The organism is Xanthomonas sp. DAR 34887 (assembly GCF_041245805.1).
Lineage (GTDB): Bacteria > Pseudomonadota > Gammaproteobacteria > Xanthomonadales > Xanthomonadaceae > Xanthomonas_A > Xanthomonas_A tesorieronis.
The window spans coordinates 2,427,749-2,439,478 of sequence record NZ_CP162490.1 but is presented as its reverse complement, the minus strand read 5'-3'; the positions used below and the strand labels follow the sequence as shown (position 1 = coordinate 2,439,478).

The following is an 11,730-nucleotide window of genomic DNA, read 5'->3' as shown; positions in this document are numbered from 1 at the left end:
GCCTAGTATGCCGCAGCGCACCAGCTTGCGGCCCGGGCAATTTAGGTTGCATTTGCATCCATTGGCCCGGCGCAAGCGTAGTCTTTAGCAGAAGTCACCAGCGGTCGCCCTTCCCCTCCAGGAGTCAGCCATGTCATTGCGCGATGCGCTCAACATCCCCAGCCGCGAGATCACCGACGAGGCGGTCTACCGCGACCGGCGGCGCCTGCTGCAGGCCCTGGCGCTGGCGCCGGCGATAAGCCTGGTCGGCTGCGCCGAGGCCGAGCCGCCGGCACCGCCGAAGGCCGTGGTGACGCCGGAACAGGCGCGCAGCGGCTTTCGTACCAGCGAAGAACTGACCCGCTACGAGGACGTGACCAGCTACAACAACTTCTACGAGTTCGGGACCGACAAGACCGATCCGTCGAAGGCGGCCAAGACCCTGCGTACCGCGCCGTGGTCGGTAAAGGTCTCCGGCGAATGCGAAAAGCCCGGCACGCTGGCGCTGGACGACCTGCTCAAGGGCAACACCCCGGAAGAGCGAATCTACCGGCTGCGCTGCGTCGAGGGCTGGTCGATGGTGATTCCGTGGCTGGGCGTGCCGCTGGCCGCTGTGCTCAAGCGCTTCGCACCGACCGCCAAGGCCAAGTACGTGGCGTTCACCACGCTGGCCGATCCGCAGCAGATGCCTGGCATCCGTTACCGCTCGATCGACTGGCCATACAAGGAAGGCCTGCGCATCGACGAGGCGATGAACCCGCTGACCCTGCTCGCCACCGGCCTGTACGGCAAGCCGCTGCCGCAGCAGAACGGCGCGCCGCTGCGGCTGGTGGTGCCGTGGAAATACGGCTTCAAGAGCATCAAGTCGATCGTGGAGATCCGCTTCGTCGAGCGCATGCCCGAGACCGCCTGGCACGAGTTGCAGGCCTCCGAATACGGCTTCTTCTCCAACGTCAATCCGGCGGTGGACCATCCGCGCTGGAGCCAGAAGACCGAACGCCGCATCGCCGGCAAGGCCAGCAAGCTGTTCGCCGAACGCATCCCGACCCGCCCGTTCAACGGCTATGCCGAGCAGGTGGCGGGGATGTATGCGGGGATGGATCTGAAGAAATGGTATTGAGCCGGGATTGGGGATTCGGGATTGGGGATTGGAAGCGCGCGGCGGCTGTGAGGCCGTCGCGCTCGCGTCCGATCTGCCTCGCCGCCGCCGACTTGCTGAGACCGCATGGCTAAGACATCCGCTTCGTTGATCGCGGCCAAGACGCTGCTGCATGCGCTCGCGCTGGCGCCATTGGCCTATCTGGGCTGGCAGTTCTGGCAGGTGTGGCAGAGCGGCAGCGATGCGCTCGGCGCCGATCCGGTGGCCGAGATCGAACACCGCACCGGGCTGTGGGCGTTGCGCCTGCTGTTGCTCACGCTGGCGATCACGCCGCTGCGGCAGCTGAGCGGGCAATCGGTACTGCTGCGGTTCCGGCGCATGCTCGGGCTGTATGCGTTCTTCTACGCCTGCGTGCACCTTGGCGTGTATCTGGGCCTGGACCTGCGCGGCTACTGGACGCAGATCTTCGAGGACATCGTCAAGCGTCCCTACATCACCGTCGGTTTCGTCGCCTGGCTGCTGCTGATCCCGCTGGCGATCACCTCCACCCAGGGCTGGATGCGCCGGCTCAAGCGCAACTGGGGCAAGCTGCACAAGGCGATTTACGCGATCGGCGTGCTGGCGGTGCTGCACTTCTGGTGGCTGGTGAAATCGGACATCCGCGAGCCGCTGCTGTACGCGGCGATCCTGGCGTTGCTGCTGGGCTGGCGCGGCTGGCGGGCGCTCAGCGCGCGCCGAACCACAGTAGCCCGCTGAGCGCGGCCGCCAGCAGCAAGGCGCTGAGCAGCAGCCATGGCCAGCGCAACGCGGTGGCCGGGCGTGGCGCGGGCTCCGCTGCGGCGGCCAGCGGGGCGCTCGCCGGATCGTGTTTGAGCGGCTCGCCGGGTGCGGCCTGCGGCACTTCCAGCACGAAGCGGTGCTGCGTGTCGAACACCAGCTGATCGCCCGGCTGCAGCCAGCAATCGCGTACCGCATGGCCGTTGACCTGGGTCTGCGCGTCGCCCAGCCCGCGCAGCAGCACGCGGTCGCCATGGCGCTCCAGGCGCGCATGGCGCTCGGCGAAGGCCGGATCGTCGATGCAGATGTCGCAGTCGCGCAGGCGGCCGATGCTGCGCACCCGGTCCAGGGTGTAGCTGCGGCCATGGTGCTGGCCACCGACCCCGCGCAGCACCAGCCGCGGATCGTCGCCTTCGCCTTCCGCCGCATCGGGCAGGCGCTGCAGCGGCTCGCATACGCCGCACACCACCATTTCCACGCCGTCGGCATAGACCGCGTCGCCGGCGCGCAACAGCGCCATGCGCCGCACCGGCCGCCCGTTCACGTGGATGCCGCGGGCGCCATTGGCCACCTGCAGCCATAGGCCGCGCCGGTCCAGGCAGAACTGCGCCAGCAGCAGCGCGCCCTGGGTGTCGTCGACCACGCGCACATGCCCGGACGCCTGCCGCACGATGCGGTGCACGCCCGCGCGCAGGGGCCGGTCGGGTTGCTGGCGGTTGCTGAAATGGACTTGCAGGTCGGGCACGGCGGGGAGCCTAGCAGGTTGCCCGCGCTTGAAGAAGCGCGCCACCGCTGGACAACACTCCGCGCACACGCACAATGCCTGATCTTTTCCGCGGGCCGCATGCCCGCACAGGAGCCAGCATGTCCAGCATCGACATTCGCCACGACCACGGCAAGACCCCCGCACAGGCGCGCAAGGCGATCGAAGACGCCGCCAAGAAGCTGTCCGAACGTTTCGACCTGGAATCGCGCTGGGAGGGCGACGCGCTGCTGTTCTCGCGCTCCGGCGTGGACGGCCGCATCGAACTGCTGCCCAAGCAGGTGCATGTCACCGCCGAGCTGGGGTTCCTGCTGTCGGCGCTGAAGGGCACGGTGGAAAGCGAGATCCGCCGCGTGCTGGCGGAAAAGCTAGGCTGAGCAGCAAAAGCCCCTCTCCCACCGGGAGAGGGGTTGGGGTGAGGGTGCGGCGCGAAAGCGTCTCGCGGAGTTTGGGTGCACGAGGCTTCGCTTGTGCCCTCATCCGCCCCTCGGGGCACCTTCCCCCCGAAAAGGGGGCCATGGTCCCGCCCACTCAGTCGAAAGCGAACGGCTCCGGGTGTCCCGCAAACAGGCGCCGCGAGACCTGGCGCTCCGTGGTCTCGATATCGCCAATGAAACCTTTGGCATCGCCAAGCTTGGAAAACGCGTCGAAACCGCGTTCCAGGAACCCCTGCAGTTCCGACAATCCCGCCGCCTTGGCCGGGCCGCGTGCAAAGCGCAGCAGCATGCGCACGCCCGGGGTGTGCACCGCGGCGGCCAGGCCCAGGCCCACGCTGGCGATCAGGTCGATCTGATGCAGGCGCAGGCGGCGCAACCCGGTGCGCCGGTATGCCTCGGCGTACAGCTCGTCGTCCAGGCGCTTGCGGCGCGGCGCCAGCGCCTGCAGCGCCTCGGCCATGCGCAGGTCCAGCGCGTGGGTCAGCACGCCCAGCTCGATGCCGTCGGCGACGGTGTCCAGCAGCGTGGCCGGCATCAGCCGCTGCATCATCGGCAGCACCTTGACGATGTCGGCATCGCGCCGGCTGAAATCGCGGTCGCCATAAACGTCGGTGAGGAAGAACATCGCCGCCGGGCGCCGCTGCGGGTCCTCCAGAAAGTGCTCGAAGCTGCGCTCCAGCCGCTGCGTCTGCCAGCGCCGCAGTTCCTGCAGCCAGCGCAGCGCATTGCGCGGCTCGTGCACCGGATCGTGCACGGCCTGATGCCACGCCAGACGGCGGCCGAGTCGTTCCAGGACGGGATTGCTGCGCGCCATGAGCGCCGATGATGCTGGTCGTCGCGCGTGACCGCAAGCATCATGCCGCTCGGCTACACTCCGGCCAACGCCCTTCGCGGACCGCGCATGCTTTCCCTCCACAGCGCCTCGCCACGCCCCCGTTCCCACGGCCGTATCGGCCTGGCCATCGCCGGCGGCGGCCCGATCGGCGGCATGTACGGACTCGGCGCGCTGCGCGCGCTGGACGAAGCCCTGGATGGGCTCGACCTGACCCGGCTGGATTGCTACGTCGGCGTCAGCTCTGGCGCGTTTCTGACCGCCGGCCTCGCCAATCGCATCAGCAGCGCCGAGATCTGCCGGATCTTCGTCACCGGCAACAGCGACGATGCGCACTTCCGGCCCGAGGATTTCCTGCGCCCCAACGTCTACGAATACCTGCGCCGCGCCGCGACCCTGCCCAAGCTCGCCTACGGCTGGTGGCACGACCTGCTGACCGAGCCGCGCAAGACCCGCTGGTCGGACCTGATCACCCGCTTCGGCGGGCTGGTGCCCAGCGGCCTGTTCGACAACGCCGGAGTCGAGCGCTTCATGCAGGACGTGTTCAGCCGGCGCGGCCGCAGCAACGACTTTCGCGCCCTGGACACCGATCTGTTCGTGGTCGCGGTGGATCTGGACAGCGGCCGCGCCGTGCGTTTCGGCGAATCCGGCATGGACCAGGTGCCGATCTCGCTGGCGGTGCAGGCCAGTGCCGCGCTGCCGGGGCTGTATCCGCCAGTGGAGATCGGCGGCCGCCACTACGTCGACGGCGCGCTGCGGCGCACGATGCACGCTTCCACCCTGCTGGAGCGCGGCATCGACCTGATGATCGGGATCAACCCGCTGGTGCCCTACGACGCCACCCACGCGCCGCGCCGCAATGGCCAGATCGACCGTGCGCGGCTGCTCAACGGCGGCCTGCCGGCGGTGCTGTCGCAGACCTTCCGCACCCTGCTGCAATCGCGCATGCAGGTCGGGCTGGAGAAATACGCGCGGCAGTATCCGCGGGTGGACCAGTTGGTGTTCGAGCCCAACGCCGACAACAGCGAACTGTTCTTCACCAATCTTTTCAGCTATGCCGCACGCCACCGCGTGTGCCAGCTGGCCTATCGCAACACGCTCGCCGACCTGCGCCGCAATGCCGACGTGCTGGAGCCGATGCTGGCCGCGCACGGCATCGCGCTGCGCCACGACATCCTCAACGATCGCCAACGCACCTTCCTCGACGGCGTGGACGTGCAGCCAGGGCGCACCACCGAAACCACCGCGCGCCTGCGTCGCGCGCTCGACGACGTCGACCAAGTCATCGCCCGGCGCCGCGCCACCCGCCGCACGCGGCGCGCACCGCCGCTTTCCGCCGACTGAGACGCCGCCGTTGGTGTGATTACTCTAACCAACGCCGTGAGTCTCGAATCCAGCCACCCAACCGCCGAAGGAACCGCACCGTCATGGCCACCCTGAAGAAATCCGCACGCAAGAAGAAGACTGCCGCCGCCGACGAGGGCCTGCAGGCGCAGGCGGAAAAGCCGTCCAAGCGCCTGGGCGAATCCGCGCAGCAGGTGTGGCTGGCCGGGGTCGGCGCGTTCGGCCGCGCCCAGGCCGAAGGCGGCAAGCTGTTCGAAACCCTGGTCAAGGAAGGCCTGACCCTGGAACAGAGCACGCGCAAGCTGGCCGGCGGCGGCGTGGATGCGGTGCGCGACGTGGTGGAGAACCGGGTCGGCCAGGCGCGCGAACGCGCCGCCGATACCTGGGACCGGTTGGAGAAGGTGTTCGAGGACCGGGTGCAACGCGCGTTGCGCAGATTGGAAGTGCCCAGCCGCGAAGACCTCGGCACCTTGGTCGATCGCGTAGACGCTTTGAACGCCGAACTGCGCAACCTCGGCAGCGGCCGCCGCGCACGCCAGGCGCCGGCCAAGGCGCCGGCAGCCAAGAAGGCGGCAAAGACCGCCGCACCCAAATCCCGCCCGGCCAAGCAGGCGGCGCCGGCGCGCCGCCGTGCCGGTCCGGTCGTGGCCAGCGCCGCGCCCGCGCCGAAACGCGCCAGCCGCAAGCGCGCAGCGGCGCCGGCAGCGGCGGATTGAGGTTTTGTTGCAAAGCAGCAGTTTTTTTCCGACAATCGGGACGGACCCGCCAGTCCATCTGAAGACCGTTTGCTCCCCTCCCCTCTCGGCTTCGGACTGGCGGGTCTTCTCCTATCCGCCGTTCCCCGCTGTCGCCTTGCCGGCGCTGTGACACGCTGGCGATAAACTGGCGTCATCGAATAGCGTTCCGCGGGTGCGAGCATGTTTTCCTGGATAGTGGCAACGGTCTTGGCAGTGGGAGCATGGCTCGCTGCCACGCTCTACCTGTGGGTGGTTCGGCGCCGCGAGAACGAGACCACCGCCGGGCTGCATGCCCTGGCCGGACTGCACTGGCGCGATTTCTCGCACATGGTGCGGCGCGCGATGCGCGAGCAACGCGACCTGCACGACGCGGTGGCCGACGAGGACGCTTCGCAGGAACCGCAGAGCGATTTCGTGATGACCCGCGGCGACGGGCGCTGGCTGTTGTCGTGCAAGCACGGCCGCGCCTACCGAATCGGCTCGGCCGCGGTCAACGAACTGGGCGCGGCGGCGCGGCTGATGGGCGCGCAGGGCGGCATCCTGGTCACCGAGGGCAAGGTGCAGCGCGACGGCATCGCCGCGGCCGACAAGCAGTCGGTGGAGATCCTCGATGGCCGCCGCATCTGGCCGATGCTCAAGCGCTACCTGCCCAGCGAACTGGAGGACGGCGTGATCGGCGCCAGCCGGCGGCGTGCGCAGCGGCATATCGCGATCGCCGCACTGGCCGCGGTGACCCTGGGCCTGCTGGTGGGACTGGGCGGGCTGGCGCTGCAGCAGCGCAGCGCCGACGCGGCCTCCGTCGCGGCGCTCCCTGCCGCGTCTCCTGCGCACCCCATGCCGGCAGCCGCACCGCCCGCCGCCGCGACAGCGCCGGCAACCGTGGCGGAAGCCGACGCCGAACCGGTCAGCGCAGCACCCGACGCCGCCACCGAGGCCGACTACCGCCAGTCGGTGTCCAAGGCCCTGGCCAAGACGCCCGGGGTGATCCGCGGCATCTGGCAGACCCAGATGACGCTGGTGATCGATCGCAGCGGCGACGATGCGCAGGTGTGGCCGCGCATCTGCAAGGAAGTGGAGCGCTATCCCTCGCTGCGCACCGTCCGCATCCAGCTCAACCCGCGCCCCGACCACGACGAGCCGGTGCGCTGGCGGCAATGTAGGACGTTTTGAGCCGGGATTGGGGATTGGAGATTCGGGATTGGTAAAAGCGGATTTGCCGCGCCGGACGCAAGCGGCGGGACGACGGGCTCGCAGGAGCTAACGCTCTTGCGAATCCCCAATCCCGAATCCCCAATCCCCGCTCACATTGAGCCGGGATTCGGGATTGGTAAAAGCGACTTTGCCGTGCCGGACGCAAGCAGCGGAACGATGGACTCGCAGAAGCTAACGCTCTTGCGAATCCCCAATCCCGAATTCCCAATCCCGGCTCCTCACCAATGCACGCCACGCATCAACGCCGCGAACGCGATCTGTTCCTGGCTGGGTTTTGCCTCGCGTAGCGCCTTGCGGTCGCCCTTGGCCGCGGCCGAATCCGGGAACAGTTCGAAGGCGGTGTTCATCACCAGCTCGTAGGCCTTCGGCGCCACCGCGTTGACCAGTGCGGCGAAGATGCCCAGCCGCGTCGCCACCCGGCTCGGTCGCTCGATGATCGCCTTGACCATCAGGTCGGCGGCCTCCTCCACGCTCAGCGTCGGCACGCTGTCGTACATCTTGGTCGGCGCGATCATCGGCGTCTTCACCAGCGGCATGTTGACCGTGGTGAAGCTGATGCCCTTGCCGGACAGCTCGCCCTGCGCGCAGCGGCTCCATGCGTCCAGCGCCGCCTTCGACGCCACGTAGGCGGAGAAACGCGGCGAATTGGCCAGCACCCCGATCGAGCTGACGTTGATGATGTGGCCCTTGCGCCGCCCGGTCATGCCCGGCAGCACGCCCATGATCAGGCGCAGGCTGCCGAAGTAGTTCAGCTGCATGGTGCGCTCGAAATCGTGGAAACGGTCGTAGCTGAGTTCGATCGAGCGGCGGATCGAGCGGCCGGCGTTGTTGATCAGCACGTCGACGTGGCCGTGCGTTTCGAGCACGGTCTTGAGCAGCGCGTCGCAGCCGGCCAGGTCGGACAGGTCGGCGGTATAGGCGAACACCTTGCCGCCCTTGGCGTTCATCGCATCGCGCGCAGCGAACAGCTCCTGCTCGCCGCGGGCGACGATGATGGTGGTGGCGCCGGCTTCGGCCACGCGCTGCGCGGTGGCCAGGCCGATGCCCGAGGAACCGCCGGTGATCAGCACCACCTTGCCGCGCACCTTGCCTTTCAGCGTGCGGTCGACGAACAGGTCCGGATCCAGGTGCCGTTCCCAGTGGTCCCACAGGCGCCAGGCGTAGTCTTCCAGCCGCGGCACGGCGATGCCGCTGCCCTTCAGCGCGCGCTCGGTCTCGCGGCTGTCGAAGCGCGTGGGATAGGTGATGAACTTCAGCACTTCGCGCGGGATGCGGAAATCGCGCAGCAGCATGCCGGTGAAGCGGCGGATCGGCGGCAGCCCGCCGACCGCAGCGCGGATGCCGGACGGCACGAACGCGAACATCCGCGCATCGACCCGCAGGGTCATTTCCGGCGCGTGGCCGGCGCGGCAGAAGGTGTTGAGCACCTCGCCCACGCGCAACGGCTCCGGGTCGGTGAGGTGGAAGGTGTGGCCGTCGAGCTTGGGCTTGTGCGCGATGTGGTCCATCGCATCGGCGACGAAATCCACCGGCACCAGGTTGATGCGCCCGCCTTCGATGCCCAGCATCGGCGCCCAGGGCGGCAGCAGCTGGCGCAGCTTCTTGATCAGCGGGAAGAAGTAGTACGGCCCGTCGATCTTGTCGATCGCGCCGGTGCGCGAATCGCCGACCACCATGCCGGGGCGGTAGATGCGCCACTTGATCCGGGTTTCCGCGCGCACCAGCGCTTCGGCATCGTGCTTGGTGCGCAGGTACGGGTCGTCCAGGCCTTCGGCCTCTTCGAACATGTCCTCGCGGAAGATGCCCGGGTACAGCCCGGCCACCGCGATCGAACTGGTGTGGTGGAAGACGCCGGCGCCAAGTTGCGCCGCCAGCTCCAGCGCGTTGCGGGTGCCGTCGAGATTGGCCACGCGCTGCGCCTCGGCCTTGGCAGTGAGGTCGTACAACGCGGCCAGATGGAAGAAGTGCTTGACCTTGCCGTGCAGCGCCTTGCGCTGCGCCTGGTCCAGGCCGCAACAGTCGGCGCCGACATCGCCGTGCAGCACGACCAGGCGCTTGGCGTCCCAGCCCTGCTCGCGCACCAGCGCATCGAATTTGCGTTGCGACTCCTTGCGGACCAGGACGTGGATGAGGCCTTTGCGCCGCATCAGGTTGGCCATCAGATAACGGCCGATGAAACCGGTGGCGCCCGTAACGAAATACGTCATGCCGAACCATCCCTCGTGCTGCGGCCGCGGCCCCTCGCCCCGTCCTGGGCGCTAACTTGCCAGAGAGCGGCAGGTAGGACAAACGCACGCCGCGGTATGGCGCCTGCGCGCAGCGTGCGGCAACGCAGCATCGGCGGCGCGCGCTACAGCGTGTTTCCCTGCAGTGCGGCGCTCAACGCGTGCCCGGCGAGAACCGCGCGACCAGGTCGTAGGTGTCGCCGAGAAACACCTGGCGCACGAAGGTCACCGCCTGTTCGCCGCGCCAGGTCTGGCGGTCGATCAGCAGGCAGGCGGTGCCGGCCGCCACCCGCAGCCGCGTCGCCTGCGCGGAGCTGGCGCCGACCGCGCTGATGCGATGTTCGGCGCGGGTCCACGGCACGTGCTGCAGCAGCCAGCTGCCGGGCACGACGACCGCGAAATCCATCTGCAGCGCTTCCGGCACCGCCACCGGATTGATCACCCGCTCCTCCAGCGCGAACGGGCGCCCGTCGGCGTAGTGCAGGCAGTGCAGCGACAGCAGCGTGCCGGCGGCAGCCACGTCGGCCTCCTGCGGCAGCGCGGCATGCGGCGCACGCTGGCAGCGTTCGAGCAGTTCGAAACGATAGGCATGGCCGCGCGCGGCGACCTCGACCGGAATGTCGGGAATCTCCAGCGCCACCTGTTCCATGTGCGGATGCGGCCGCGCCACGAACGAACCGGCGCGGCGCCGGCGCTCGATCATGCCGGCGTCGGCCAGCATCGCCAGCACCTTGTTGACCGTCATTCGCGAACAGGCGTAGTGCGCCATCAGTTCGTGCTCGAACGGAATACGATGGCCGGGCGGCCATTCGCCGCTGCGGATGCGGCCTTCGATGTCGCTGCGGATGCGGTGGTTGAGCGTCGCCGCGCGCGGGGACTGGCTCATCGGCGCTCCTGCACGGCGGTCTGACGACGCGACATCACGCGTCCAGCAGCGCGGTCAGCGCTTGCGTATAGGCTGCGGCGACCGCATCGCGGCGATGATGGCGGCCATCGCGCACCAGTTCGCGGCCGTTGCGCCAGACCGAACGCACCGCGCCGCGCCGCGCGGCGAAGATCCAGCTGTCCAGCCAGGCATCGCCGCTGCGCGCGCACAGCGCCGGATGCGCGGGATCCAGTTCGACCAGATCGGCCGGCGCGCCCATCTGCAGGCCCTGTGTCACGCCCAGCGCCTGCGCCGCGCCGTGCGCAGCGGACTGAAACAGGAAACGGCCGCTGGACTGCGCGGCGTCGCCGGCGAGCACGTTGCGCCCGCGCAGCTGCAGGCGCTGGCCGTATTCGAGCAGGCGCAGTTCCTCGGCCGCGTCGATCAGCACGTTGGAGTCGGAGCCGACGCCGAAACGCCCGCCGGCCTCGACGAATGCGCGCATCGGGAACAGCCCGTCGCCAAGATTGGCCTCGGTGATCGGGCACAGGCCGACCACCGCGCCGCTGGCGGCGATGGCCTGCACTTCCCCGGCTTCGACATGGGTGGCATGGACCAGGCACCAGCGTGCGTCCACCGGCGCATGCGCGAGCAGCCACTGCACCGGCCGCTGCCCGCTCCAGGCCAGGCAGGCCTCGACCTCGCGGGTCTGCTCGGCGATGTGGATATGCACCGGCCCGTCGCACAGCGGCAGCAGACCGGCCAACTCGTCCGGAGTCACCGCGCGCAGGCTGTGCGGAGCGATGCCCAGCACCGCGTCGTCGAGGCCGCGCAACGCGCGGCGGCTGCCGTCGAGCAGGTCGGCGTAGCCGTCCAGGTCGTGGATCAGCCGCCGCTGCGCCGGGTTCGGCGCGGCGCCGCCGAAATCGGCATGCGCGTAGAACACCGGCAGCAGGGTCAGGCCGATGCCGCTGGTCCGCGCCGCGGCGGCCAGACGCTGCGCCATTTCCGCGCGATCGGCATACGGCCGGCCATCGGCGGCGTGGTGCAGGTAATGGAATTCGCCGACGCGGGTGAAGCCGGCTTCGAGCATTTCCACATACGCCTGTTCGGCGATCGCCTGCATGCTGTCCGGATCCAGCCGCTGCACGAAGCGGTACATCAGCTCGCGCCAGCTCCAGAAACTGTCGCCGCTGCGGCCGCCGACCTCGGTCAGCCCGGCCATGCCGCGCTGGAAGGCGTGGCTGTGCAGGTTGCCCAGCCCGGGCACGGCGATCGCCAGCGTGCGGTCGCCCGACGCCGCGGCCACGCCGGACTGCACCGTGGCGACGCGCCCGCCGCGCACCTCGATCCGCACGTCGCGTGCCCAGCCGTCCGGCAGCAGCGCCTGTGCGCACCAGAAAGCGCTCGCCTGCTCGTTCCCGCCCACCTGTTGCTGCGCCAGGGTCTGCACTGGACAC

General features: G+C 69.1%; 11 protein-coding genes. 6 read left to right on the top strand and 5 right to left on the bottom strand.

All coding sequences use genetic code 11. From position 1 onward, the window contains the following. Window positions 1–130 precede the first annotated feature (130 nt). The gene (gene msrP / locus AB3X08_RS10380) at window positions 131–1,099 is read left to right on the top strand and encodes a protein-methionine-sulfoxide reductase catalytic subunit MsrP (protein ID WP_369938080.1); all 969 of its coding nucleotides are present in this window, start codon (window positions 131–133) and stop codon (window positions 1,097–1,099) included. 105 nt (window positions 1,100–1,204) lie between these two features. Continuing rightward, a complete protein-coding gene (gene msrQ / locus AB3X08_RS10375) occupies window positions 1,205–1,834 on the top strand; it encodes a protein-methionine-sulfoxide reductase heme-binding subunit MsrQ (protein WP_369938078.1) in 630 nt (209 codons plus the stop codon). Here msrQ and AB3X08_RS10370 read toward each other — a convergent pair. Beyond that, on the bottom strand, window positions 1,803–2,600 hold the full coding sequence (locus AB3X08_RS10370; protein ID WP_369938077.1) for an FHA domain-containing protein: 798 nt from the start codon (window positions 2,598–2,600) through the stop codon (window positions 1,803–1,805). The two genes, msrQ and AB3X08_RS10370, sit on opposite strands and share 32 nt — an antisense overlap. Window positions 2,601–2,719: 119 nt before the next feature. On the opposite strand from AB3X08_RS10370, the gene AB3X08_RS10365 reads away from it, so the two are divergent. After that, entirely contained in the window at window positions 2,720–2,995 is a 276-nt protein-coding gene (locus AB3X08_RS10365; protein WP_369938075.1) for a polyhydroxyalkanoic acid system family protein, read from the top strand. Between the two features lie 154 nt (window positions 2,996–3,149). Here AB3X08_RS10365 and AB3X08_RS10360 read toward each other — a convergent pair whose 3' ends face one another. Then, window positions 3,150–3,869, bottom strand: coding sequence for an FFLEELY motif protein (locus AB3X08_RS10360; protein WP_369938073.1), 720 nt, complete (start codon window positions 3,867–3,869; stop codon window positions 3,150–3,152). A gap of 87 nt (window positions 3,870–3,956) precedes the next feature. Here AB3X08_RS10360 and AB3X08_RS10355 point away from each other — a divergent pair, with 87 nt between their 5' ends. From AB3X08_RS10355 to AB3X08_RS10345, 3 genes are all read left to right on the top strand, one after another. Further along, entirely contained in the window at window positions 3,957–5,231 is a 1,275-nt protein-coding gene (locus AB3X08_RS10355; protein WP_369938072.1) for a patatin-like phospholipase family protein, read from the top strand. 83 nt (window positions 5,232–5,314) lie between these two features. Beyond that, entirely contained in the window at window positions 5,315–5,947 is a 633-nt protein-coding gene (locus AB3X08_RS10350) for a phasin family protein (protein WP_369938070.1), read from the top strand. 201 nt (window positions 5,948–6,148) lie between these two features. Next, the gene (locus AB3X08_RS10345; protein WP_369938069.1) at window positions 6,149–7,138 is read left to right on the top strand and encodes a restriction endonuclease; all 990 of its coding nucleotides are present in this window, start codon (window positions 6,149–6,151) and stop codon (window positions 7,136–7,138) included. A gap of 260 nt (window positions 7,139–7,398) precedes the next feature. On the opposite strand, the gene AB3X08_RS10340 is transcribed toward AB3X08_RS10345, so the two are convergent. The 3 genes from AB3X08_RS10340 to AB3X08_RS10330 all read right to left on the bottom strand — a co-directional run bounded on the left by AB3X08_RS10340 (window position 7,399) and on the right by AB3X08_RS10330 (window position 11,699). Continuing rightward, complete coding sequence (locus AB3X08_RS10340) at window positions 7,399–9,387, bottom strand: SDR family oxidoreductase (protein ID WP_369938067.1); 1,989 nt, start codon at window positions 9,385–9,387, stop codon at window positions 7,399–7,401. A 172-nt stretch (window positions 9,388–9,559) separates the two neighbouring features. Further along, complete coding sequence (hutC, locus tag AB3X08_RS10335) at window positions 9,560–10,291, bottom strand: histidine utilization repressor (RefSeq protein ID WP_369938065.1); 732 nt, start codon at window positions 10,289–10,291, stop codon at window positions 9,560–9,562. 34 nt (window positions 10,292–10,325) lie between these two features. Next, the gene (locus AB3X08_RS10330; RefSeq protein ID WP_369938510.1) at window positions 10,326–11,699 is read right to left on the bottom strand and encodes a formimidoylglutamate deiminase; all 1,374 of its coding nucleotides are present in this window, start codon (window positions 11,697–11,699) and stop codon (window positions 10,326–10,328) included. Window positions 11,700–11,730: the final 31 nt, after the last annotated feature.